This window comes from Hoylesella nanceiensis DSM 19126 = JCM 15639 (assembly GCF_000379965.1).
Taxonomy (GTDB): Bacteria; Bacteroidota; Bacteroidia; order Bacteroidales; family Bacteroidaceae; genus Prevotella; species Prevotella nanceiensis.
Genome location: NZ_KB904328.1, coordinates 266811 through 292281 on the forward strand (window position 1 = coordinate 266811; position 25471 = coordinate 292281).

General features: G+C 41.4%; 18 protein-coding genes. 5 read left to right on the top strand and 13 right to left on the bottom strand.

The window, feature by feature from the left end:
* Window positions 1-226 precede the first annotated feature (226 nt).
* From A3GM_RS0104210 to gyrB, 12 genes are all read right to left on the bottom strand, one after another.
* Window positions 227-2110, bottom strand: coding sequence for a heavy metal translocating P-type ATPase (locus tag A3GM_RS0104210; RefSeq protein WP_018362142.1), 1884 nt, complete (start codon window positions 2108-2110; stop codon window positions 227-229).
* A 34-nt stretch (window positions 2111-2144) separates the two neighbouring features.
* Window positions 2145-2768, bottom strand: a complete 624-nt coding sequence (locus A3GM_RS0104215) for a WbqC family protein (protein WP_018362143.1) — start codon at window positions 2766-2768, stop codon at window positions 2145-2147.
* Window positions 2765-3178, bottom strand: a complete 414-nt coding sequence (locus tag A3GM_RS0104220; RefSeq protein WP_018362144.1) for a S26 family signal peptidase — start codon at window positions 3176-3178, stop codon at window positions 2765-2767. The genes A3GM_RS0104215 and A3GM_RS0104220 overlap by 4 nt, the downstream gene beginning before the upstream one ends.
* A gap of 89 nt (window positions 3179-3267) precedes the next feature.
* Complete coding sequence (locus A3GM_RS0104225) at window positions 3268-4716, bottom strand: S26 family signal peptidase (protein WP_018362145.1); 1449 nt, start codon at window positions 4714-4716, stop codon at window positions 3268-3270.
* 39 nt (window positions 4717-4755) lie between these two features.
* The gene (gene dapB / locus A3GM_RS0104230) at window positions 4756-5511 is read right to left on the bottom strand and encodes a 4-hydroxy-tetrahydrodipicolinate reductase (RefSeq protein WP_018362146.1); all 756 of its coding nucleotides are present in this window, start codon (window positions 5509-5511) and stop codon (window positions 4756-4758) included.
* 220 nt (window positions 5512-5731) lie between these two features.
* The gene (locus tag A3GM_RS0104235) at window positions 5732-7357 is read right to left on the bottom strand and encodes a murein hydrolase activator EnvC family protein (RefSeq protein ID WP_018362147.1); all 1626 of its coding nucleotides are present in this window, start codon (window positions 7355-7357) and stop codon (window positions 5732-5734) included.
* 128 nt (window positions 7358-7485) lie between these two features.
* Window positions 7486-8436, bottom strand: a complete 951-nt coding sequence (gene lolB1 / locus A3GM_RS0104240) for a lipoprotein insertase outer membrane protein LolB1 (RefSeq protein ID WP_018362148.1) — start codon at window positions 8434-8436, stop codon at window positions 7486-7488.
* A 96-nt stretch (window positions 8437-8532) separates the two neighbouring features.
* A complete protein-coding gene (locus tag A3GM_RS0104245; RefSeq protein WP_018362149.1) occupies window positions 8533-10308 on the bottom strand; it encodes a tetratricopeptide repeat protein in 1776 nt (591 codons plus the stop codon).
* A gap of 71 nt (window positions 10309-10379) precedes the next feature.
* Window positions 10380-10820, bottom strand: coding sequence for a dUTP diphosphatase (dut, locus tag A3GM_RS0104250; RefSeq protein ID WP_018362150.1), 441 nt, complete (start codon window positions 10818-10820; stop codon window positions 10380-10382).
* 1005 nt (window positions 10821-11825) lie between these two features.
* The gene (locus A3GM_RS0104255) at window positions 11826-12719 is read right to left on the bottom strand and encodes a helix-turn-helix domain-containing protein (RefSeq protein WP_018362151.1); all 894 of its coding nucleotides are present in this window, start codon (window positions 12717-12719) and stop codon (window positions 11826-11828) included.
* 160 nt (window positions 12720-12879) lie between these two features.
* Complete coding sequence (locus A3GM_RS0104260; protein ID WP_018362152.1) at window positions 12880-13821, bottom strand: hypothetical protein; 942 nt, start codon at window positions 13819-13821, stop codon at window positions 12880-12882.
* A 553-nt stretch (window positions 13822-14374) separates the two neighbouring features.
* Complete coding sequence (gene gyrB / locus A3GM_RS0104275; protein WP_018362154.1) at window positions 14375-16348, bottom strand: DNA topoisomerase (ATP-hydrolyzing) subunit B; 1974 nt, start codon at window positions 16346-16348, stop codon at window positions 14375-14377.
* A gap of 904 nt (window positions 16349-17252) precedes the next feature.
* Between gyrB and A3GM_RS0104280 the strand changes: the two genes are divergently transcribed.
* The 5 genes from A3GM_RS0104280 to A3GM_RS0104300 all read left to right on the top strand — a co-directional run bounded on the left by A3GM_RS0104280 (window position 17253) and on the right by A3GM_RS0104300 (window position 24662).
* A complete protein-coding gene (locus A3GM_RS0104280) occupies window positions 17253-17693 on the top strand; it encodes an HYC_CC_PP family protein (RefSeq protein ID WP_154648088.1) in 441 nt (146 codons plus the stop codon).
* 175 nt (window positions 17694-17868) lie between these two features.
* Window positions 17869-21537, top strand: a complete 3669-nt coding sequence (locus tag A3GM_RS0104285; RefSeq protein ID WP_018362156.1) for an efflux RND transporter permease subunit — start codon at window positions 17869-17871, stop codon at window positions 21535-21537.
* Window positions 21538-21675: 138 nt separating this feature from the next.
* On the top strand, window positions 21676-22968 hold the full coding sequence (locus A3GM_RS0104290; RefSeq protein WP_018362157.1) for a TolC family protein: 1293 nt from the start codon (window positions 21676-21678) through the stop codon (window positions 22966-22968).
* 11 nt (window positions 22969-22979) lie between these two features.
* The gene (locus A3GM_RS0104295; protein WP_018362158.1) at window positions 22980-24242 is read left to right on the top strand and encodes an efflux RND transporter periplasmic adaptor subunit; all 1263 of its coding nucleotides are present in this window, start codon (window positions 22980-22982) and stop codon (window positions 24240-24242) included.
* 96 nt (window positions 24243-24338) lie between these two features.
* Entirely contained in the window at window positions 24339-24662 is a 324-nt protein-coding gene (locus tag A3GM_RS0104300; RefSeq protein ID WP_025829846.1) for a heavy-metal-associated domain-containing protein, read from the top strand.
* A gap of 104 nt (window positions 24663-24766) precedes the next feature.
* Here the strand turns inward: A3GM_RS0104300 and A3GM_RS0104305 are convergent, their stop codons facing one another.
* Window positions 24767-25441 carry a M15 family metallopeptidase gene (locus tag A3GM_RS0104305; protein WP_018362160.1) on the bottom strand — a complete coding sequence of 225 codons (675 nt, stop codon included), beginning with the start codon at window positions 25439-25441 and terminating at the stop codon, window positions 24767-24769.
* Between the last annotated feature and the right edge of the window lie 30 nt (window positions 25442-25471).

The following is a 25471-nucleotide window of genomic DNA, read 5'->3' on the forward strand; positions in this document are numbered from 1 at the left end:
CTTACCAACTCCCCATACACAAAAGTGAGCACAAAGGAGCCGTATTGATGGAGAATAACTATCCTATCAAGATATTGAAAGAGAGATAATCCCCTGCAACAACGGCGCAGACGATAGAGAAAAACACAAGATATAGATTTAAAAGAATCTAAACTCGCTTCTTAAAAGGTAAGACATTCGCCCCCTTTATACAACAAAAAGAGGGCAAAAACACTGCCCTCTTCTTTTATTTCTTTTGCCAAATCAGTTTACTTGCATTCAAAACCGCTAACAAAGTAACGCCCGTATCGGCAAAAACAGCCATCCAAATATTGGCAATTCCAAGTATGCCGAGTAGCATCACCACCACTTTTATACCAATAGAAAGGTACACATTTTGCCAAACAACGCTCTTTATGCGTTTGGTTAGCGCAATGGCAGTGACTAAAAGCATTGGTTTATCGGTTTGAAGAACCACATCTGCCGTTTCAATAGCAACGTCGCTACCCATAGCTCCCATAGCAACTCCCACGTCACTAACGGCTAATACGGGTGCATCGTTAATGCCATCGCCCACAAAAGCCACAGCATTAGCGTCGGTTTTAAGTTGTTCTAAGTGAGCAACCTTGCCCTCTGGAAGAAGGTTTCCGTGCGCTTCTTCAATGCCAATGCTCTGCGCAATGTTTTCCACAAGAGCCTGTTTGTCGCCCGATAGCACCACCGTTTTATGCACTCCAACGGCATTTAAGGCCTCAACAAGATGCTCGGTGTCGTCTTTTAACTCATCTTCTAACACGATATGACCCACATATTCGTTGTTATAAGCGCACACAACCAGCGTAGAAGCTAAGGAAGTGAGATGCGAGGGAACAGCTATTGCGTGCTTTTCGAGTAGCTTTGTGGTTCCAACGAGCCACTTTTCGCCTGCAATAAGGGCTTCGATTCCATAGCCAGCAAGCTCTTTTAAGGTATCAACCTCTACCTTATAATCGCCTGTTTCTACCCCATTTGCCACAGCTTTTGCCAGTGGATGGGTGCTATTTTGCTCGATGATAGCCACAGTTTTTAGATGATTGGGATTGTCGAAACTCCACTCTTTCACTTTAAAAGAGCCTGTTGTGAGCGTTCCTGTCTTATCAAATACCACCGTATCGACCTCTGATAGGGCATCAATAAAATTACTTCCCTTAAACAATATACCTCGCTTTGCAGCCGAACCGATACCTGCAAAATAGGTTAAAGGCACGCTGATAACCAGTGCGCAGGGGCAAGATATCACCAAAAAGATGAACGCACGATGGAGCCATGTACTGAATTCGTAGTTGAATTGGGGTGAGATGAGCGAATAAACAAAGGGCAATAGCACTGTGAGGAGAGCCAAAATGAGTACTATTGGGGTGTATTTATTGGCAAAACGACGTATAAACACATCGGTAGGAGCCTTGCGTTCGGCAGCCTCTTCCACCATATTCATAATACGAGCAATGGCAGATTGATCGGCTTTTCGAGTGACCTTTACTTGTAACTTGGCGTTGGTGGCAATCGAACCTGCAAATACTTCTTTTCCACTTTGCACCAAAACGGGAACCGACTCACCTGTTATAGCAGCCATATTCAATGTTGCTTCTTTGGTAATCAAACAACCATCGAGTGCCAATTGCTCTCCTGGTAGCACCTCAACAACATCTCCTATCTCTACATTCTCGGGCTTTTCGCTCACCCATTCGTCGTTCTTCAACACCCTCACAGCATGCGTTTGCAGTGTAAGCATTGCCTTAATGTGGTCTCTTGCCTTGTCAACTGCTTTGTCTTGCAATGCTTCTCCAATGCAATAGAGCAGCATCACGGCCACAGCTTCAGGCAATTCGCCAATGGCAAAGGCTCCTATTGCAGCCACAGACATCAGCACTTGCTCGCCCATCCACTCACGATGCCACAGCGAATGCAATGCCATTTGAAGCACATCTTTGCCTACTGGAATGAAAGCTACAATGTACCAAAGATAACGAACGTATGTGTTTGCAAACCAAGAAACGTGGGTTGCGTCGAGAACAAGGCCTAAAATGAGGAGAAAAGCAGATAAAATGATGCCTAAGAGCGATTGTTCTGATTCTTCATATGTATTTTCCATAACGATAAATTTTAATAAATTAATGTGTGTTTTGCTATATAAGGTAGAGTATTGACTCGTTTCCTTCGTTGCAAAGGAGGTCGATTATACTCATATTCTCTAAGAAACCGTGTCGCTGTTGATACACTTGATAATAGGGTTTTGATGTAAAATCGGGATCAACAGGGGCGTTTTTGGGTCGAATAAGCTCTCTAAAGTCGTTTTCATCGCATGGCTCTATAAAGCTTGTTGTGGGCTGAATGTTGGGCGAAATTTGTAGAAGTTCGCACATTTTTGTGGTGATCTCCCAGTTAAAATCAAAGAGAAAACGATACTTTTTCTCAAAAAATAGGCGCAAATCGTCGGCATAATACTCAAAGAAAGGACTGTCGTTATAAGCCGAAACTAAGGCATTCCAATGCACATGACGCCAGTTTGCATGGTCACTAATGCGCATGTCTTTCATAAGTGTTTTGCCATTGCTTTGCGGTTGCACTCCCCTTTCAACAGGAATGGTGAGTGATAAGGGTCCATTGGCAGAGGCAATGACACATCTATTGCGGTAAGTTTGCTTCACAAAGCTTTCGTGTTGCTCTATAAAACAATCGGAATGGCGAACTAATTTCTGATACCATTGAATCGGACCGAAGTATGTTGACGATAATATTGCTTTGCTCATAAGTTAAGAAATAATAGGTGTTTCACCCTTCCTTCAATGTCGTGGCGACACACAACATGCATTTTTCCATTACATTTCACCACGAGATAACCACCATTTACACAGCAACTGCATGGACATTGTGGGCGAACTGGCACCACAAAGAGCTGCTTTTCGATGGTAATAGTGTCGCCAGGAAGGGCCACTATCTGCCCTATATATCTGTTTTTGCAGTGCATCAACACCTTATCTCCACGCTGAATGGTGCCAAGAGGCAGCTTATTCACCATCACAAGCTCGGTATTTTGGGTGCTTTTAGAACCCTTTTCAACCGAAACAAGATAGAGGGTGAACATCCATCTGCGTACAATAAACACCAATAAGAGCGCTATTGCAAAGATAAGAGCAAATCGAATGCACTTGTTTATCATGCGGTTTATGATAAAAAGGCAGTGTAACACCCTTGTAAGAGTATTTCTTTCTGACTTTTGTTCTTTTCTCTTTCTATTTTAAAGAGGTGTTATTTAATATTGTCTACCATGTTAAATATACGGTTCCAACGTATTCCTTTGAATCCATTTCTATCGGGATCAGATGAGAACCAAATAAATATTGGCTTACCAACAACGTGATCTTCGGGCACAAAACCCCAGTAACGAGAGTCTGCAGAGTTATGTCTATTGTCGCCCATCATCCAATAATAGTCTAATTTAAAGGTGTATTTATTAGCCAATTTGCCATTGATATAGATCTTTCCGTTGATTACTTTCAAGTCGTTTCCTTCGTAAACACGAATCGGACGCTCGTATATTGCGATGTTATTGATATTCAATTCAACGCTAGAACCCTTCTTTGGAATCCAAATAGGACCGTAGTTATCTCGTGTCCAGCCTGTAACTGCGTTCAAAGGATAGATATCTCCAGTGATAGTATCGGTATTTAAGCGGATACTTGCAACCAAATCTTTTTGCGAAGCCAATACCTTTGCAGCCTTATAGGTAAGTGGAAGATAACCATTTGTGTTGAGAGAAGCAATATCTTCGTTAGATATTCCGAGCTGAGTGATCAACTCTTCGGGCAAAGTTTGCTTCAATTTCACATAATAAGTATATTGAACATTCTCTGGTTCCTTAATAGGTTTACCGTTAAGATATACAATTCGGTTCTTAATTTGCAGTGTTTGACCGGGCAATCCCACACATCTCTTCACGTAATTCTCACGTCTATCGGTAGGACGAGCAGTGATATCGCCGTATTCAGAAGGGTGATTTGCAATGTAATTGCGACCCATTGCATATAGTTCCTTAAAGAAATTATATTGCTGTTCGGTATTTAATAGGTTAATATCAACAGGGTTTGGGCTTGTTTGTTCATAGATTTCCTTACCCAAGCTATACACTTGTTGATAGTAATCTGCCGCTTGCCAGCGTGAATCATTCATGATTGTGTCGCCCGCAGGAAAGTTAAATACAACGATATCGTTAAGCTTTACGTGTCCAAGACCATCGACACGACGATAGTCCCAGTGTGGAACATCGATGTAACTCTTGCAACCAAACAAAGGAAGAGTGTGCTGAGTGAGGGGCATAGTCAATGGAGTTTGAGGAATGCGGGGGCCATAACTCAACTTACTTACAAAGAGATAATCGCCTGTTAGCAATGACTTCTCGAGCGAAGAAGAAGGAATTACGTAATTTTGGAAGAAGAATTGGTTGATAAAATACACCGCAACGAGTGCAAACACCAATGCATCTACCCAGCTCATAACGAACCTTACGGGTGCTTCTGCATCCTTCCACCACTGCCAACGAATCTTTTTTGAGATGTAAGCGTCGTAGATAAAGGGCACAATAATGAGTCCTAACCAACTTTTAACCCAGTATAAAAAGGCCAAATAGAGCAGTGTAACGACAATAAACTTAGTCCATTGCACCTTCATATTCAATTTTTTATCTTCTCTTCTAACCATGATTTCTCTTTTAATATCTTGTTGAATGTGTGTTATTTTCTAAAAATTAAAAAGGTTATTGATACCCAATAAGCCCGTATTTTGCTGAGTATATTCAGCTGCAAGCACCGCTCCGAGTGCGAATCCCTTACGAGAATGAGCACTGTGAGTGATGGTTATCAAATCTTCTTCGCTATCATAAGCAATGGTGTGTGTGCCATTTTCCTCGCCTAAACGAATACTATCGATGGGCAAATCGCTTGTTGTGAAGGTGTAATCAGGCTCTGTTACACCCTCTTCGGTAATCAATAAGCCCTTTTTCCATTGCTTCTTACGATCTAATTGCTTCACAATTTCCTCTGCAAGAGTGATGGCTGTGCCCGAAGGAGCATCTTTTTTATGAACGTGATGTGTTTCTTCTATCACGCAATCGTATTGTGGAAAGCCGTTCATTAGTTGCGCTAAACGTTTGTTGAGGGCTGCAAATATAGCCACACCAACCGAGAAATTAGACGCCCAAAACAAGGTTTTTCCTTCTTTTTCGCATAGAGTTGTTAACTCATCTCTATGTTCTTCGAACCAACCAGTGCTTCCCGACACCACTTTAACATTGTGTTCGAATGCCTTTTTCACATTATTATAGGCAGTAGAGGGCGATGTAAACTCTATTGCTACATCAGCTTTAGCAAATGCTTCGCTATCAAAATCGTTTTGATTGTCGACATCTATCTTGCAAACTACTTGATGTCCACGTTGCAGAGCCACATCTTCTATCATGTGTCCCATCTTTCCATACCCTATTAATGCTATGTTCATATTTGTTGATTTCTTTATTTTTATTTTTCGTTATGATTGCACCCGTGTTGCGACGGACGTGAAAGAGCTTTGCAAAAGCAGTGCTATTGGTTTGTAATAGCGTTGCTTTTAGGTGCCAAACTCGATGCTTTTTCAGTGCAATAGCTATGCTTTTATTTTCGATGAGCACAGCTCTTGGCTAACCTGCTCAATACCATTGCTTTACGAATGCGCTTTTATTTTAGTGTCCGAGCCATGCTTCGGGGTTCAATTTCGCTGTTTCTCGGCGTAGTTGGAACTGCAAAATGTTATCTGCACCCACTGCTCCTAAGGTTTGACGGGTAGACACTTTCTGTCCTTTCGATACGTTTACAGAGCGCAAGTTGCAATAAACTGAGATGTAAGCACCATGTCGAACCATTACAACCATTGAGCCACTGAATCCGAATACCGCACTCACTTCACCGTCATAGATGGCTCTTGCTTGGCAACCTGGGCTGCCTAAGATGTTGATTCCCTTATTATCTAAGGTCACATTCTTAAGTCCTTCGACATTATATTGACCGAAATGGCTCACTATTCTGTAGCTACCTGTGATCGGCATAGGCAGTCTTCCCTTGTTAGCTTCAAAGCCTCCGCTCATCATTCTGTCGACACTATTCATGCGTTGAGCATCTTCTACGCTCTTTCTTGCATTCGAAATGTCTCTTTGATTGCGCTCTTCTTCGGCCTGAGCTTTGCGTTCTGTGGCCACACGAGCAGCCTCTGCTTCACGTGCAAGCTGCTCTGCTTCTTTGCGTTTAGCGGCATCTGCGGCTCTTTCTGCAGCCCTTGCTTCTGCCTTTAAGCGTTCTTCTCGAGCCTTAGCTTCGGCAATTCGTCTTGCATTCTCACGTGCAGCAGCTTCGGCAGCCGCCTTTTTTCGAGCCAATTCTTCAGCCTTTCGTTTTGCTTCGGCAGCGGCTTCGGCACGTCGTTTGGCCTCTGCTGCAGCACGAGCACGGGCTTTTGCCACTTCTTCTGCAATGAGAGCATCAATCTTTTTATTGAGTTCTGCGTCCTTTTGGCGTTGTTCTGCAATGACGCTTTGAATGGTCTTTTGTTGCTGTTGCAATGAGGCTACCACCTTCTTTTGCTCGCCTTGCTGTCCTTCTAAGGCCTTTTTCTCTTGCTGTCCCTTATAAAGTAGGGTGTTTTTCTGCCCTTTCACCACCTTTAGTTGCTGGTTTTTCTCGCCAATTTGCTGTTGCTTCATCTTGATAATGTCGCCTTGTGCCTTTTGATAGGCTGCATATTCTTTCACAAAGCGCATTCTTCTGTAGAGCTGTGTCAAGCTTTCGGCACTGAAAATGAACATCATATTCTCTTGAACATTATGATGTTTGGCAGAATATTGTAGCGATTTGATATACTTTTCCTTATGTTGATCGAGCTGACTCTGTAGGTTTTGGAGCTGAACAGTGAGGATTCCGATATTATTATCAATGCCATGGATATCCTTTTGTATGCCTTCTATGTTCTTTTGGCGCTCGTCTATCTGTGTATTGAGCACTAAAAGGTCTTGCAATCTCTTCTTAACGTCGGCTTGATTGGCACGTAATGCCTGCTCTTGTTGCCTTATTTTCTGTTGAATTTGATTGCGTTCGGCTTGCAACCCCTTAATGGCTGGGGTTGAATAGCTGGGTGCCTTGCCTTTAGTTGTTGTCTTCTTGCCAGCAGGGCGCTTTGGTGTTGTTGTACGTTTCTTATTGTTTGTCGTCACTTTTTTGGTGGTTGTCTGACGTGAATTGGTTGCTTTTCGACGTGTTTGCGCCGATAAACTCATTGTAAATACAACCAGAAGAAGTGCTAAGAGTTGTTTTTTCATTTTTAATTTATAATGTCTTTACATTATTATATCTAAAGAAGAAGTGCTTTAAAAAGTGGCTTTTGCAAACCAACGAACCTGATTTTTGGGGCTCGTTGCTGTGGTTCTGCCTTGCAATGGGTTTGACTTTAAAAGCCTGCCGACATGATTTTGCCCAACACGTCTTGTGCTTCTATCTTCTTATATTTATCTGATAGGGTTGTGGTTTCTTCCCAATCGCTATCTGTTTTTACTTCATTCATCGATATTTTAATGGTTGCCTGCTTTTGCTTTTGCATGGCATTGGTGCTTAACTGGAACTCTTGTTCAGCAGGAAAGGCCTTTACTCCCACGCTTTTAAAGTTGTTATACTTCCATGTTAGCAATGATGTTCCGTGGTCGGCACTATTGTATTGCACTGCAACATCACTTATTCTGCCGTCTGTTTTGTCGGCTTTCCATTCGTATTTGAATTTGTCTTTCGAGAAAGTAATAACGTTTTGAGCAGCGTTATCGCTTGCTAATTTCACGTCATACTTCTTTAAATCGCTTTCTGTTACATTGTTTTGACCTGGCAAAAGCAATTGGTTCCAGAATAAAGACTGCAGACTATAAAAGTTTAATCCATTGGCTTTAAGGAAGTCTATCTGTGAGTAATCGCCCTTAATGTATTCTCTATGCAAGCGATCTACAACGAGAACGTAGTCGGGAGTGAACTCTAATCGACCCACTTCTGTGCCTAATAAAGGAATAAATAGCTGCAAACGAATAACCTTATTCTTGCGCATTTTAATCGAACCAGGTAGGTTTATGGTTTTATTTCCTGTGTTCAAAGAGAACGACATCGATCCAGTTATGTTATCACTAAACACCTTTGTGTCGGCAACTTTCTGTATAAAGGCAAGCTTAAGCAATGCTTCGCTGTTCTCTTTCTTTGCTACTTGGTTTGTAGTTGTGGTGTTGCTCACTGCAACCACTGTGCTATTGTCTTTCACAAGCTGTTTTTTTGCGCCACAAGCACTAAGCAACAACACCGCAGAGAACATCGTAATTGCTTTTAATTGCAGTTGTTTGCGTTGTTTATTGTTTATTCCTTTCATAATCTTTACCTTTCTTTTTTTATCCGTTTCCTGTGTTATCAGGATTTCATAGCATCTCTTTCGCAGGTCGTTTCCATTGTAGAAATGCTCTTTTTATTATTCTTTTATATATTTCTTTTGTTTGATTTTTTGCTGAAGTAGCTTGTTATTGGCATCTTTTGCCAATGCTTTTTGCCAATAACCAAGGGCTTTTTGCACATCATTAGCCATGAAAGCGATGTCTCCAGCGTGCTCTAATACCACCGCACTAATACCCTCTTGAGGGTCGTTTGCAACGGCTTTTTCGATATATTCCAATGCTTCTGGATAGCGTTTCTGCATGAATAAGATCCAAGCATAGGTGTCTAAGTAAGTCGAATTCTTTGGTTCTGCCATCACAGTCTTTAGACTCATGGATGCAGCTTTATCCAAATCCTGACCCTTTTCGCTTAAGAAATAAGCATAGTTGTTAAGCGTATTGATGTGATTGGGGTTCCATTCAAGACACTTCTCGTATGCTTCGAAGGCCTTTTCTCTATTCTCTTGCTTTTCATAAAGGTCGCCAATGATAGAGTAGAAGTCTGCAACTACCTTTGGTTCGCTTTCGTTATTCACTTGTTCTACACCCTTTAAAAGAGTTTGAAGCGCCTCTTTTGGCTGGTCTTTCTGTATGTATGACAAGCCAAGGAAATAGTAATAAGCCAAGAAACTGGGCGACTTTGTCAAGCCTTCTTTTGCTAATTGGATCACACGATCCCACTTTTGGTGATCCCAAGCATCTTTAATCAACTCGAAACGCACGTTATCTCTACCCGGACTGATGGCTAACACCCGTTCTAAAAGAGCGTTAATGCTGTCTTGGGGCATTTGTTTTACAATCATATAGCCCACCTTTAGCTCTAAAATCTGAGCATCTTTAGGATTAACGGCAATCATCTTGTCGAGCAGATTCAGCATCACCGTGCTATCAGCTTTATTCTTTTCGCTTTCAATAAGAAGGCGTTTAAAGATACTTTCTTTGGTTTGATAAGGCGTTTGAGCGTTTAAAAGGATATCGTTTTGTATCTCTTGCGCCTTAGCAACATTGTTTGTTGCCACATAATAGTCGTAAACCGACTCTAACACGCCTGGATCTTCAGGGTGACTCTTCAACAACTGCGAGAAAATAGCAAAGGCTTCGTTCTTGCGATCGTTGTTCATTAGCCAGTTAGCAACCATCAATTGGTTGTCGATATTGCCCTTATTCTCTTCGGCATACTTCTTTAATACGTTGTAAGCCTCTTTCTTTTTGCCTTGCAACTCATACACCTGAACCTTTGCAAGCATGTATTCTTCGGTCTTTCCGCTGATGTTTTCGAGTTCAGTTAAGATGCGTAACACATCGTCGTAACGCTCTTTTTGACGATACATATAGAGCAATAGGTTGAGTGTTTGTGTGTTGTTTCTATCGTTTTTCACCATTTCTTCGTATAAAGGAATGGCTTTATCGAATTTTTGTTGTTTGAGATAGCAATAGCCCAACAGGTCTTTATAATCTCGATTGTTGGGATCTAGCTCAACAGCCTTAACGCAATCGATGAGCGCAAGACTATCTTTTCCGCTCTCTGCATTGATTCTTGCACGATAAAAAAGAGCGTTTTCGTTTTTTCTATCCAGCTCAATTGCTTTACTAAGTGCCACAAGTGCCGAGTCGTCTTGTGCTTTAAGATGATATCGAACGGCGTCGAGAAAGTAGAAGTTACTATTCTTTTCGCTTTCGGTCAATAGCGAATTGGGGTCTACGGCCTCACTTCTTAAGGTCTTTTTGTCTTGTGCATTCGCTTCAATAGCACAGGTTGCCAAAAGCACAACCAATGCAATAAGAGTTTTTAAGCCAGTGTTTTTCTTTTTCATTTCTCGCTACTCCTTTAGGTTTAAATCGTTCGTTATGTTTAAAAACGGTGTCTGTGATGTTTTCAAAGCAACTATTTCACGCCTGTATGACCATATCCTCCGCTACCACGTTCGGTGCTATCGAGTTCTTCAACCAGCGTAAATTCGGCAGTACAATGTTGTGCAATCACCATCTGAGCAATGCGTTCGCCGTCGTTAATCACGAAATCTTCATTCGAAAAGTTCACCAACAACACCATCAACTCGCCTCTATAATCGGCATCAATGGTTCCTGGTGTGTTCAAAACAGTTATCCCATGCTTCAAAGCCAAGCCACTTCTTGGACGCACTTGCGCCTCAACTCCTGGGGGAAGTGCCATAAACAAGCCCGTAGGAACAAGGGTTCTCTCGAGCGGACGCAACACAATGGGTTGGTCGATGTTGGCTCTTAGGTCCATTCCAGCACTTAGTTTGGTGGCATATTGTGGAAGAGCATGTTTGCTTTTATTGATGATTTGTATTTCTGTTGCCATACTTTCGGATTTTATAACCTTTGCAAAAAGGTTGTTTTTATTTCGATGTTGCCCACGCCTTTTATAGATATAAAAGACTCACAACACGTGTATTAATTGCAAAAATAACGAATAATCTGCAATAAATAGGTGTATTTTGCTATAAAATACTACAAAGAAGTGACAAAAGAAGATAAACAGCAAGACTGCACTTGCGCCACCAATCAGAATATTTTAACGCTTATTTTCTATTAATTAGTTAATATATTTTAAACAAGAAGAATAAAGAGAGCGTAAAATTTTGATTTTATTCAAGACACACTCTCTGTCTTTTTATTTTAAAAAAGAGAAACAAGGAGAATGATTTTTCAAAAGATGCGCAAGGCAATATCGATGTAAGAGGAAAGAGAAAAAGGGCGAAAAACAATGCAGAAGGATTGCTTTTATCGTGCAATAACATTGCTTTTCGATTCTAAAAACGATGCTTTTTCATAACAAAAACACTGCCTTTTCTGTCTCAAATCACCCCACTAAAAACCTTTATTTATCGAGAAGAACGCAGAAATCACCCTTACATCGCACAAGAACTACGTCTTTTGATCGCCTATTTATCATCAAAGGTTCTTTCACCTCACCTCCATTTCTTTTCAACCTCTCTCCTTCTACATTCAAAAAAGCAACGCTTTTACTTCCACTCACACCCTTTTCGCCTTCCTTTTTCACTCTCCACAAAAAGAAATAAGGAGTAAAAATGGCACAAAAACAACTTCAAACAGCAATCAACCTTTCCACCTTTAAAAGATAAAATAAGTTAACAAAACAACCTATTCACCCTCTTTTCAAATAAAAGGAAGGCATAGGTGCATCGCAAGGGCTCGCACACTGAAAATGAATGTCTATCCACCTGTTCCACAAAGACAGAGCAAGGACATCAAAAAGAGAGCGAGAAAAGAATCGTTTATCGATGCTCTTCTCGCCCTATTACTATATTTTTTCGTTCTAACCCAAGGTTAAATGCACTGCAAACTATTCTTCGCTGTGCCCTTTTCGATATTGACTTGGTGTCATTCCAACGTGCTCTTTAAAGAAAGTTCCTAAGAAACTCTGGTTCGGAAAGTTCATTTCTTGGGTAATTTCTTTGATACTTTTGCTTGTGTTTCGCAACAAAACACGCAGCGCAATGGTTACATAATTATCTATCCACTCATTCGGTGTGCGCTTACTTACTTGCTTAACACTTTCTGAAAGATATTTAGCTGTAATGTCAAGTTTATCTGCATACCAGCTAACTCGACGCTCTCTGCGGAAATGAAGCTCTACAAGTCGAATGAATTTATTGAATATATCCTCGGCTCTTGTATACTTTCTGCTACCAAAATTCTGTATTCTATAAATGGCATTGCTGATGTCATAGATCATAGCAGTGAACAAAGAGCGAACGATGTCCTTACGAAAATGATGGTCGGTGTTATCGGTTTTGTTCTTTATAAAGCCATAATAGCTGTTAATGGTATAAACTTCGTTAGATGAAAGGTTACAAACGGGGTGCGTTCTTGAGAATAAGAAGAGCGAAGTTAATTCGGTAATGTCTTTCACTATGTCGTTAAAAAACTGGTGAGAAAGCATGAATGCCATACCCATACAATCACGACTGACGGTGTAATCGCTGATAATTTGCCCCTCACTGATGATGATTAGGTCGTTAGCTTTAACGTCATAGCGAACGGTATCCACTGTATATGAGGCTGAACCACGCAAACAAATGGCTAAGAAAAGGCAACCCATCCGGCGTGGTTGGTTGCTTTTTGGCATGTCGTCGATATGTTCAAGCATCACCATGTCACGATCAATATGACTGCATCGGCCTTTTTCTAGAATAGTATCTACCGTGATGTTATCCAATATTACTTTCGATTTCATTCTTATTATCTTTATTTTTGATACTTAATGTTTAAAGTCTTACTTTGTTAAGGCTTAGTAGATGTATTTCAACTGAAATACCCTTGTTCTACAAATATACTAATTTAGCGTTATGAGAGCCATAAAAATGGTGTTTCTTTTGTTTGTTTTAACAAATGAACTAATGCTTTCTGAGCTGAAAAAGAACCTTCTTTTGAGGCTCAACAGCAAGTCCTTCGACCCGTGTTATCTGCGAGGTGGCAAACAAACTATCGCCCCAAATCACTACATCTTGATATTGCTTGCGCTCGTTATTGATTGAAAGTTGCTCGTCGTAAACCCCTAAACACTTATAGAACACGTTGTTAGCACACAGCCATTCGCCCGACTTAGTGTCTCGAAAGGTAATTCTTATAAAGCCATTAAAAGGCTTATCGAACACGAAATGAGCCGTATCTGACGAGTGATAGATCTGTCTTGGAATGAGGGTTTTCACCACTTTATAATGGGTTTCGGTGTGAGTTGGAGTCCAACTGGGCACCAACCAGTCTGCAGAAGCAGCTTTTGTGGCTACAACAGGCGTGCAATGGATTTGAAAAGAGGTGTCTTCTAAAAGCGAATGAAGCACATTTCCTTGGCTCATCACCCATTGATCGTTATCGTTCCAAAATGCTCCTGTAAACAAACAATACCACTCTTGGTTACTAATAACACGCTTGGTGCGATTCCATTTGTCGGTTATTACACCATCAACAGCGATAGTTGCCTGCGAAAGTGCATTGCTTTGAGGGGTGCAAACGATGGCTATGGTGTTGTTGCCTGGGTGCAAAAAGTGGGTGATGTCGTAGCTTTCGGCTTTGACACTCAATGGAGACGAGGGGCGATAAGGCTCTAACACGGCGGTAGAGACGTTGCGCTGATTGACAAAAAGCGTGAATTGTTGCTCGCTTGCAATGGTTATTTTTGCCTTTAACGACTTGCTTTCGATGGGTAAATTGCGCACAAACACCACCTCTTCGGCAAAACATTGTCGTGAAGGAGTAATCCAATAAATGCCCCCTTCTTGCGCTTTTAGGGCGAAAGAGTTGAGCAATAAAACGATGATACAAACGAAACCACGCATCTATCTACATCTATTTAGATAAGCAACTCATTACAAATGATTTACATCTGCACACGAGTTGAATTCTGTTTCACTACAAATTGATTGAAAGAAAGGTGCAAGTAAGCCCGTTAAAAGCCCCTATACCTTTCTAAAAAGAACGTTATTTATAACTTTATGTTTTGAGTTCTTGCGCCTTTGAAGGTTAATTGATACACTTTTCTATTGCACTTCACATCTACTTTACCTGCCTTTAGACTCTTAACAGCGATGGTTTTCACTGCACCTTTGTTCCAACTGAAAGGTTGAAGGGTTGAGGTAGGTTTCTAAAAGTTTTTTTCTTGCTGTCTATCCTCTTTTGTCTTATCTTATAAAACTTTTTCTCTTGCTCTGAGAAAGCTATGCTATTGCCCTTCAAAAGCATTGATATTACTCGTCAAAAGCAATGAGATTGCACCGCAAAAGCAATGCTTTTAGATTGCTATGGCGCAAGTACTATTATATAAAGAGGTGTAGAAACGAATATGCCCTCTCTGTACTTTGAGGGTAAGAGAGGGCATGTTATAGTGTGCTTTTATGCGTCTATGTTCGCATAAGTAGCGTTTTGTTCTATAAATTCACGACGTGGTTCAACGTCATCTCCCATCAACATTGAGAAAATTTCATCTGCATCGGCAGCATTCTCAATGGTAACTTGCTTTAAAAGTCGTGTTTGAGGGTTCATAGTTGTTTCCCATAATTGCTCTGGGTTCATCTCTCCAAGACCTTTATAGCGTTGTACGTGGATGCTCTTTGAGTCGTCTTTGCCTTCTGTATGGCGATCAATAAAGGCCTGTCTTTGCTGCTCTGTGTAGCAATATTCTTTCTCTTTGTTCTTGTAACTGCACAAATATAAAGGTGGAGTTGCAATATAAAGGTGACCTTCTTGTATCACTTTAGGCATGAAACGATAGAAAAGTGTCATGATAAGGGTGTCGATATGCGATCCATCGACGTCGGCGTCGGTCATGATAATGATCTTATCGTAACGCAACTTGTCGATATTTGCTTCTTTATCGTCTTCTCCTTCTACTCCGAAACGAACACCAATACTTTGAATAATGTTCATTACCGACTCGCTTTCGAATACCTTATGCCACATAACTTTTTCGACATTAAGTATCTTTCCACGCAAAGGTAGGATCGCTTGGCTATATCTATCACGGCCTTGTTTAGCTGAACCGCCCGCTGAATCACCCTCAACGAGGAAGATTTCCGATGTTTTTGGATCCTTATTAGAGCAGTCTGCCAACTTACCAGGTAAGCCTCCGCCAGTCATTGGGTTCTTTCTTTGAACGCTTTCTCTTGCCTTTCGGGCTGCAATACGTGCGGTAGCGGCTAATATAACCTTATCACATATAAGCTTAGCTTCCTTTGGATGCTCCTCAAGATAATCGGCTAATGCTTCTCCAACCGCTTGTTGTACAGCGCCAGAGACCTCACTATTGCCCAGTTTTGTTTTGGTTTGGCCTTCGAATTGGGGCTCTGCTACTTTGATAGAGATCACTGCTGTGAGGCCTTCTCTGAAGTCTTCGCCTGCAATCTCAATCTTTGCTTTTTCTATTTGCTTTGAAATCACAGGGTCATTGTCTGCGTATGCTTTCAAAGTACGTGTCAAAGCCATTCTAAAACCTGTGAGGTGAGTACCACCTTCGATTGTATTAATGTTGTTAACATACGAGTGTATGTTCTCAGAATAATCGGTATTGTACATCACAGCCACTTCGATTGGCACGTTATTCTTTTCTGTTTTGAGATAAATAACATCGTCGAAAAGATGTGTTCTGTGTCTATCGATATATCTTGCGAATGCTTTCAAGCCGTCTTCTGCATAGAATACCTCTCTACGTGTTTTGCCTTCTTCATCTAAACGCAAGTCGGTTAGAGTAATTCTAACGCCTGCATTCAAGTAAGCAAGCTCACGCATACGACGTGAAATGATGTCCCATTTATATATAGTAGTAGTGAATATGCTTGGATCTGGCCAGAATTGTTGACGTGTTCCACGAAGAGTTGTCTCGCCAACTACCTTTACTGGGTAGAGAGGTTTGCCTTGTTCGTATTCTTGTTGATAGATTTTTCCATCACGGAATACTTGCGATTTCATGTGAGTTGATAAGGCATTCACACAAGAAACACCCACTCCATGAAGTCCACCACTTACTTTATACGAGCCTTTATCAAACTTTCCGCCCGCATGTAACACGGTCATAACTACTTCAAGCGCTGACTTATGCAGCTTTTCGTGCATATCTACGGGAATACCTCTACCATTATCTTGCACAGTTATCGAGTTATCTTCGTTTATTGTCACCTCGATATCGGTACAATAACCTGCCATTGCTTCGTCAATAGAGTTATCCACTGTTTCATTAACGAGGTGATGTAGTCCCTTTTCGCTAATGTCTCCTATATACATTGCAGGTCGTTTACGAACTGCTTCTAATCCTTCGAGCACCTGAATGTTACTCGCTGAATAGTTATTTTCTATGTTTTGATTTTCTGACATGTTATTTTTCAGTAAATATATCTTTGCAAAGATATAAAAAATATACGTAATAATGAAATTTTGAACGATATAAAATGCGATTTGATTTTTTATCAATTTGATAGCATTTTTGCACTGTTTTTATGACCCATATACTGACCTTACCTGGTGAAAATTTATTTTTTTTATAAAAAAGTGCATTTTCTTTTCAGTAGTTTCTACTTTTAATTTGATATACTTATAAGACTACTACGTTGAAATTGACCAAAAAAACCACGAAAAACGGCGAATATATCGGTCTTTATTTCGAGTTGAATGCAATAAAAACGCAGCAAAACACGTTCTTGTTTTTGTTGTGATTGCTTTATTTCACATGTAGTTAAAGTTGCTGTCGAAGTGCCTTTAAAGGCTGAGGATGTGCAATTTATAAAGGAAGAACAGATTTTTTTATTCAATACTAAATATATTTTAAGTTTAAAAAGGGACCTTGGTGCGTGAGCATAGTGGTCCTTATTTTTATTTATAGCACTGCGAAAGAAAAATATTTTCAATGAAAGAAGAACTTCACTTCACACCTTTTTTATATTGATTTCAGACGAAATCTACCTCCAAACTACCTTCAATTGATTTCCATTCGATCATCAACAGAGTAAAAAGATCTTATCCGTTTCAAACATTCATCTAACTCTTTGATTATCAATCACAACACAATCAGTAAGCAAGAGCTATGCTTTTAGCTCGCAATAACAATGCTATTAGCTTTCAAAAGCTACGCTATTACATCTCAATATCATTGCTTTTCGCATCGAACGTATTTGACATACATCAAAAACATCTCTCTGTTTTAAGAAAAAAAACGAAAAAACAATATTATAATAAGATATTTACTATTTTTGTAATCGTTATATTTTAAATTGTTTTTAGGTTGAAACGCTTATTCACATACATCATTATTTCACTTTTATTGGTGAGCACCACCGGCTTAAATGTTGGTGTACACTATTGTGGTGACATGTTTGTTGGTGTCATTGTGAATGGTGTTAGCGTTACAACTAACGATGTGCAGGGAATGGAAAACTGCATGGACGACAACAATCAATGTAGCCATTGCAAAACCATTCACCATAAATATAAAGTTGTTTCTCAGTTTATGCAAGGTCAACAGGTGCACACTGCGCCTCTGATTAGCGTAGATAACGGCTTTATATGTGCGCTTCCTGCAAACAAACTTCTACCCCTTATTGTTGTAGAGGAGGGCAACACGCTACCCAAACAGCGGTGGCGAACGCCCTATAACCCCCAAGATTACAGTCGAAATAGTGGTTTGAGAGCACCTCCAAGCAGTGCCCTCACTGCTCGTGTGTAATGTTGCAAGGGGCAAAAATATCCCTTTATGCCCTTTTCTTCCTTTATTTTAAGCGAGTGTTTTAGTTATAATTGTTTATAACGAACGGTTTTTTTATGCCTCAATTCATCTTTATAAGAGATGCAAACAGGGCATATATCCCTTTGATAGATTTATCATTTATATCAATAAAACGATGCTTAATAAAATCATTAAATATTTCATTGAGAACCGATTAATAACGGCTCTCCTTCTCATTGCAATCCTCATTGGAGGCGTTGTCACTGCTCCCTTCGAGCTGCCGCATAGCTTTTTGCCTCGAAATCCAGTGGCAGTAGACGCTATTCCCGATGTAGGCGACAACCAACAGATTATTGCAACCGACTGGATGGGACGCTCTCCTAAAGATGTTCAAGAGCAAATTACCTATCCTTTAACCACTTCTTTGCTCGGAATTCCTGGTGTAAAGACCATTCGTTCGACATCAATGTTCGGCATGTCGTTCATCTATATCATCTTTGAAGATGATGTTGAGTTCTATTGGAGCAGGTCAAGAATATTAGAAAAGCTCAACTCTTTGCCCCCAGGTCTGTTGCCTTCGGGTGTTCAACCCACGTTAGGTCCCGACGCAACTGCGCTTGGTCAGGTGTTTTGGTACACGCTTGAAGGACGTGATACCAAAACAAATAAGCCCTCAGGAGGTTGGAATCCTGAAGAATTACGCACTATTCAAGACTTTTATGTGCGCTATTCGCTTAGCTCTGCCAATGGAGTTGCCGAAGTTTCGTCGATTGGTGGATTTGAAAAAGAATATCAAGTAGACCTCGATCCCAACGCTATGAGGGCGTATGGAGTAGACCTTACAGCTGTAATGAAGGCGGTGAAAGATGCCAATATAGATGTGGGTGCTGGTACTTTTGAGGTGAATAAGGCGGAATATCTTATTCGTGGACTGGGCTATATCAAAGATCTTAAAGACTTAGAAGAGGCTGCTATCACGGCAAAAGATGGCGTTTCGGTGCGCATTAAGGACGTTGCTAAGGTGACATTTGGCCCTGCAGACCGCCGAGGAGGACTCGATAAAGAAGGTCAAGAGGCTGTAGGTGGAGTCGTAGTAGCACGCTATGGCAGTAATCCTATGCACGTTATCAATAACGTTAAGGCTAAGATTGAAGAGCTAAAGGTGGGCTTACCAGAGAAAAAACTAAAGGATGGAAGCATATCTAAGGTTACTATTGTACCCTTTTATGATAGAACTCAGCTGATAAAAGAAACCATTGGAACCTTGGAAAGTGCCCTTTCTCACGAGATCTTGATATGTATTATCGTGGTTTTAATCCTCGTTTTCAACCTAAGAGCATCGGCAATCATTGCCAGTATGTTGCCTCTTGCAGTGCTAATGACCTTTATTATCATGAAATTAGCCAACATCGAGGCCAATATTGTGGCGCTTTCGGGTATCGCAATCGCTATTGGTGTGATGGTAGATGTGGGAGTTGTGTTGATGGAAAACATCTTAAAGCGACTCGAACCCATTCAAAAAGCCCACAAAGAGATATATGGAAAAGAATTAGAAACATTGATATTAGAGGCTGTTAGCGAGGTTTCGGGAGCCGTTTTCACTGCTATGGCAACCACAATTATAAGCTTCTTCCCTGTGTTTGCTATGCAAGCGCAAGAAGGAAAGATGTTTCATCCATTGGCATTCACTAAAACTATTGCCCTTGTGGCATCGCTCTTACTCGGCGTTTTGGTGCTTCCTACATTGGCATATTGGGTCTTTTCGTTCAAAACACCCCGCAAATTGGGTGCTCTACTCATTCGTTTAAAACCTCAACGCACCTTCACTTGGCGCAATAAAACCATCACAATCAATCAAATAATGATTGCCATTGCAGTGCTTTTAGCCATCTATCTGCTTGCAGAAGCATGGTTGCCATTAGGCGCAAACAGTGGAATTGTGGTGAATGTAGTGTTTGTTGCGTTGATAGTTGGTGTGATATTGGGCCTTTTATGGCTGTTGGTTATCTACTACGAACGCATTCTTCGCTGGTGTTTGGCACATCGATTGGCGTTTATGTCGATACCTGTTGCCACGCTCATTGCAGGCTTTTTGGTTTGGAAAAACACGGGAAAAGAGTTCATGCCCACGTTAGATGAAGGCTCATTTATGCTTATGCCCACCTCAATGCCACACTCGGGAGTTCAAATGAACATTGACTATTGCCGACAAATAGACCGCCGTGTGAGCGCAATACCTGAAGTTGAGATGGCAGTTGGTAAGTGGGGAAGAGCCAATTCGGCATTAGATCCAGCCCCAATACAGATGTATGAGACCACAATTAACTATCGTTCTGAATACATGCTCAATGAGATGGGACAGCGACAACGCTTTAAAACCGACTCAAAGGGACGTTTTATGCTCAAAGGAGGCGGTACTTATGACCCCGAAAAGGGCTTTAGAATAATTCCTAAAGATAGTCTAATTGCCGACAATAGCGGTTCTTATTTCCGCCAATGGAGAAAGGAAATACACACAACCGACGACATTTGGAACGAAATAAGCAATGCTGCTACACTGCCAGGCATCACTGGTTCGCCCAAACTTCAGCCTATTGCCACCCGAATGGTGATGCTTTCTACAGGCTTAAAGGCTCCTATGGGACTCAAAGTGTATGGCCCCGACCTTGCATCTATTGAGAAAGCGGGTCTTCAACTCGAGCAAGCTTTGAAGCACATCGACAACATTAACCATGCAAGTGTGTTCTATGACAGAACCGAAGGTGCACCTTATGTAGAGATAAAGCTCAACAGAGAGAAGCTTGCAAGATATGGAATTAAGGTTCAAAACATGCAAGATATCCTCATGACAGCCATCGGTGGCATGTCGGAAGGAACGACTGTTGAAGGCAGAGAACGCTTTAATATAAGAGTAAGGTATGCAAGAGAGCTTCGAGATAAGCCCGAATCGTTGGGCAATGTGTTGATAAGTGCGTCGGACGGAACGCAGATTCCGCTCTCACAACTTGCCGATATTGAGTTTAAAAAGGGTGCAACTATGATTTCGAGTGAGAACACTTTCTTACTGGGTTACATCACTTTCGACAAGAAAGACAATGTAGCCGAAGTAGATGTGGTGAACAATGCCAAGCAAACGCTCGACGACTTGGTGGCTAAAGGCAAGATTGTTCTGCCTAAAGGGGTGACCTATCAGTTTACAGGAACATACGAACAAGAGGCTCATGCCACACAACGTTTGGCGTGGGTAATACCTATTACGCTCTTAATTATCTTGCTCATACTCTATTTTCAGTTCCGTTCTGTCACCGCATCTCTCATTCATTTCTCGGGAGTATTTGTGGCATTTGCAGGCGGATTCATTCTCATTGGACTCTATTCGCAGCCTTGGTTCATGGATTTTACTATCGCTGGACAGAATATGCGCACGCTTTTCGACATCCACACCATTAACCTTAGCGTTGCAGTGTGGGTTGGTTTCATTGCATTATTTGGTATTGCCACCGACGATGGCGTGTTGATGGGAACCTATATCCATCAGGTTTTCGAGGAAGAGAACCCACAAACCAAACAAGAAATCATTGAAACAGTGGTGAAAGCAGGTCTTAAACGCATTCGACCAGCAGCCATGACAACCGCTTCTACCTTAATAGCTCTCTTGCCAGTGCTATCTTCTACGGGTAAAGGAGCAGACATTATGGTGCCTATGGCCATTCCTACTTTTGGTGGAATGCTCATTCAAACGATGACAATGTTGGTGGTTCCCGTACTTCAATGTTGGTGGCGTGAGAGCGTTTTAAAGAGAGAACAGAAGAGAGCGACAAAGCTATTAGAACAAAGGGACTGAGACTTGGGCAACTAATAGTTGTGCTTTTGCACTGCAAACACAACGCTTTTACAACCCAAAGTCATTGCTTTTACAAGTCAATAGCACTGCTTTTAAAAATGAATAGATCAACAAACAAAATACAATCGAAAATTAGTTATGATTAGATATCTTTTAGGTTGCATGGCAATGATAACCACTTGTTTGTTAAAGGCGACTGCAACAACCAACACTTCTCAACCCGATAGCCTTGCGCACTACATCATAGTGGCTGCCAAGAACAATCCCGAAGTGGCCTCAGGCTATCACAAATACCAAGCCATGGTGATGAATGCCGAGGCAAGTGGGGTGCTACCCAATCCCGAACTCTCGCTAAGTGTCAACCCAAAGCCCATGCCTCAGGAAAATGGACGACAGGTATTAACTGTGGGAGTGATGCAAATGTTCCCTTGGTTTGGTACACTTAAAGCCACGAGAACAATGAAAGAGAAACAGGCTAACGCTGCTTTTCAACAGTGGAGAGAGGCTGGAATAGTCCTAAGCTACACGGTTCAGCAACAATGGTATACCCTTCTTGCCAAAGAAGAGCAATTGAAATACATCGTTCAAAATCGTCAGTTACTGAACAACATCAAACAAGCCATGCTCTATCAGTATAAATCTGCGCTTGCAACAAAGGGCTCAAAGATGAGCGATCAACTCAGAATTGAGGCCGAAGACGCTGTTTATCAAGAGAAGATAGCGAGTATTCAAGACGAGATTAAGGCTTTAAAGCAGCAGTTTAACTTGTTGCTTCACCGCCCAGAGAATAGTTTTATTGCCCTACCCGACACGCTTTTGGCTCGTGAAACGCCTTTTATGCAATGGCAAGAGGTGCAGAAAAATCACCCTGCTCTTGAGCAATTAGAAGCACAAAACGAGGCTTTCGTGGCACAAAAGGAATTGGCTCAGCGCAAAGGTATGCCCTCTTTTGCCCTCGGAGTGGAGTATATGGTGAATCAAAAGAACCCTCATCCGCTCTCAGGAGCAATGCCCGACATGAACGGAATGGATATGTTTATGCCCATGATGAAGGTTAGTTTGCCCATATATCGCCAGAGAGTGAATGCTGAAAGAAAGGCAGCTGAACTGCAAATACAGGCCACTCAAGAGGCTTATCTACGCAAAAAAGATGCTTTGCAAACCGAGTTTGTGGCACTTCAACAGCAAATGAGCGACGCAAAAAGAAAGATTGAGCTATACAATCATCAAATCACTTTATTGAACAACACGCTCAACTTGCTTCAAACAGAATATATCAACGGATCGTCTTCGCTAACAGATATCTTGCAAACGCTAAGAGAACAGATCGACAATGAGCGCAAACGCTCGGACAGTGTGGCTGCTCTTTGCTTGTTAGTAGCGCAATATGAGAAGATGATTTCTAAGTATGATTATAGTTCACAACAATAAATTACATCGATATGAAACGTAAAATACAAGATATTCTACAACAAAAACCTTGGTTAGGATATGCCTTTATGCTGGCAATAGGCTTGCTTTTGGGCTTTGTTTTCTTTTCTAATTCAAGTAAAAAAGAGGGTCATCACCATACAGAAGCAGGTAAAGACGAGGTATATACCTGCTCTATGCACCCCCAAATTAAACAAGATAAGCCAGGAAAATGCCCCATTTGCGGTATGGATTTAACGCCTCTTAAAAGCTCATCGAATAGCCAAAGCAACATAGATCCTAACTCAGTGATGATGAGTGAGGAAGCTATTGCATTGGCAAACATCCAAACTGAGGTGGTAGGAACGGGCAAAACGAACAAAGAAATACGTCTTTTTGGCAAGATAAGGCCCAGTGAACGCTCTCAACAAGCACAGTCGGCGTATGTCAATGGACGTGTAGAACGCCTCTATATCAATGCCATTGGCGATGTGGTTCATAAGGGACAAACAGTTGCTTTGATATATTCTCCAGAGCTATACACTGCTTCTCAAGAGCTTATTGCAGCCCTTTCGTACCCCGATTTGCAAAGGAAAAAGCTGGTAGTTGATGCTGCAATTGAAAAGCTTAAGCTGTTAAATGTGTCGCAAGGCGAAATCAATTCGATGATAAAAAGCGGTAAAGCCTCTCCTTATACGGCTATCAAAGCGAACGTTTCGGGCACAGTTATCAGTAAAAATGTAGAGCAAGGAAGCTATGTTAAGCAAGGAGAGGTGTTGCTACAGATAGCTAATTTGGGCTCGGTTTGGGCTGTTTTCGAGGCATACGAAACTGATTTACCTTTCATTAAGGTTGGACAAACAGTGCAATTCACGGCAGAAGGAGCCCCAGGTACCACCTTTTCGGGTCGCATTTCGTTTGTAGAACCTGTGCTAAATGCCCAAACTCGCACCGCAGGAGTGCGTGTTGAGGTGAGCAATGCCAAAGGAGTTTTTAAGCCAGAGATGCTTATTTCGGGCGTTATCACAGCCAATTTAAATAAGTATAGCGAAGACATTGTGGTGCCAAAGTCGGCTGTTTTATGGACAGGTAAGCGCTCTATTGTATACGTTAAAGATGAAAGCGACGGCTATCCAATATTCACTTTGCGTGAAGTGACATTAGGTCCGACTCTTCCCGACGGCTATATTGTGACCGAAGGACTGGCTGATGGCGAGGAAATTGTTACCAATGGAGTGTTTGCTATCGATGCAAGTGCGCAGTTAGACGGCAAACCTTCGATGATGAACAGATAGTTATTCGACCCAAATTCGACAATAGATAAAGAACAAAAATATTTAAGATGGCATTGCAAAATGCCGACATTATTCATCAATAAAAAAATTATAAACATGAAAAAGTTAATTCTTTTAGCGATTGTAGCATGCTCTTTTGTGGCAGCCAACGCAAAAACAGTGAAGAAAACCTTTAAAGTTGAAGGTAAATGTGAGATGTGTGAAGAACGAATTGAGAAGGCTGCAAAGGGCGTGAAGGGTGTTATTTCTGCCAACTGGAATAGCAAAACAAAACAACTTGCATTGGTGTTCGACGACAAGAGCACATCGGTTGAAAAGGTTCAGAAAGCTATTGCAGCTGTAGGATACGACGCTGGCGACGTGAAAGCATCGAAAGCAGCTTACGATAAGCTTCCTGGTTGCTGCAAATATCAAAAATAATCTGCTTTAAAAGCAAAAGAAAAGTCTTATGCCCAACACGGTTTCGGCATAAGACTTTTTTCGTTTTTCGATGTAAGAGAGAGATTCTCGTCACTAAAAGGCAACTATTTCACCACCTTAAAGAACTGCTTTGCTTGGGCACGACTTCTGAAATTGAAGTGCCACCACTCTGTTCTCAAGGGCTTAAAACCTGCATATTGCATTACCAAACGCAAGAGTTCACGATTTTGTTGCGCCTCTTTGGTGATGATTCTCTTTGCCACTAAGTTGTTTTCATTATCGACATGCGATGCAAGCGACATGTGATCGACCTTCGTTCCCATTGTGATCGTGTCGCCATTGAGCTTACAAATGCTAATATCCACTGCCAAACCATAGTTGTGAAGCCCTCCTCCATTGGCTGGATTACTTACATATATGTCTTTAGAAGTGTTCTTTACCTTGTCCCACATCTTTTGTTGTATGCTCATTGGGCGTGTTGCATCGAAGATAATCAGGCTCAAATCGGGGCGCAACTCTTTCAGCTTTGCCTGCGCCTTTACCAACGCATGGGCTGCAAGAGGGTGAAGATAAGCCTTTGTAAGGTCGGTATAAAGCACCTCACCTGTGAAGTTATTCGAGCGAGAATACATCAAACTCACTCGAATTGTCTTGTCGAGTGAATGAATATCTACCATTCCTTGTTGCTCTATTGAGGTGTTGGTGTCTACCTTCTTTTGTGCATTCGCATTGATAACGACGAGCAACAAGAATAGAATTGAAATGATTTTATTTTGCATAAAGATGTGTTTTAATTGATTATTATTACG

Bases quoted from the DNA above. Each gene is read 5' to 3' on its own strand.
- A3GM_RS0104210 (WP_018362142.1), bottom strand. From the start codon at position 2,110: ATGGAAAATACATATGAAGAATCAGAACAATCGCTCTTAGGCATCATT.
- A3GM_RS0104215 (WP_018362143.1), bottom strand. From the start codon at position 2,768: ATGAGCAAAGCAATATTATCGTCAACATACTTCGGTCCGATTCAATGG.
- A3GM_RS0104220 (WP_018362144.1), bottom strand. From the start codon at position 3,178: ATGATAAACAAGTGCATTCGATTTGCTCTTATCTTTGCAATAGCGCTC.
- A3GM_RS0104225 (WP_018362145.1), bottom strand. From the start codon at position 4,716: ATGGTTAGAAGAGAAGATAAAAAATTGAATATGAAGGTGCAATGGACT.
- dapB (WP_018362146.1), bottom strand. From the start codon at position 5,511: ATGAACATAGCATTAATAGGGTATGGAAAGATGGGACACATGATAGAA.
- A3GM_RS0104235 (WP_018362147.1), bottom strand. From the start codon at position 7,357: ATGAAAAAACAACTCTTAGCACTTCTTCTGGTTGTATTTACAATGAGT.
- lolB1 (WP_018362148.1), bottom strand. From the start codon at position 8,436: ATGAAAGGAATAAACAATAAACAACGCAAACAACTGCAATTAAAAGCA.
- A3GM_RS0104245 (WP_018362149.1), bottom strand. From the start codon at position 10,308: ATGAAAAAGAAAAACACTGGCTTAAAAACTCTTATTGCATTGGTTGTG.
- dut (WP_018362150.1), bottom strand. From the start codon at position 10,820: ATGGCAACAGAAATACAAATCATCAATAAAAGCAAACATGCTCTTCCA.
- A3GM_RS0104255 (WP_018362151.1), bottom strand. From the start codon at position 12,719: ATGAAATCGAAAGTAATATTGGATAACATCACGGTAGATACTATTCTA.
- A3GM_RS0104260 (WP_018362152.1), bottom strand. From the start codon at position 13,821: ATGCGTGGTTTCGTTTGTATCATCGTTTTATTGCTCAACTCTTTCGCC.
- gyrB (WP_018362154.1), bottom strand. From the start codon at position 16,348: ATGTCAGAAAATCAAAACATAGAAAATAACTATTCAGCGAGTAACATT.
- A3GM_RS0104285 (WP_018362156.1), top strand. From the start codon at position 17,869: ATGCTTAATAAAATCATTAAATATTTCATTGAGAACCGATTAATAACG.
- A3GM_RS0104290 (WP_018362157.1), top strand. From the start codon at position 21,676: ATGATTAGATATCTTTTAGGTTGCATGGCAATGATAACCACTTGTTTG.
- A3GM_RS0104295 (WP_018362158.1), top strand. From the start codon at position 22,980: ATGAAACGTAAAATACAAGATATTCTACAACAAAAACCTTGGTTAGGA.
- A3GM_RS0104300 (WP_025829846.1), top strand. From the start codon at position 24,339: ATGAAAAAGTTAATTCTTTTAGCGATTGTAGCATGCTCTTTTGTGGCA.
- A3GM_RS0104305 (WP_018362160.1), bottom strand. From the start codon at position 25,441: ATGCAAAATAAAATCATTTCAATTCTATTCTTGTTGCTCGTCGTTATC.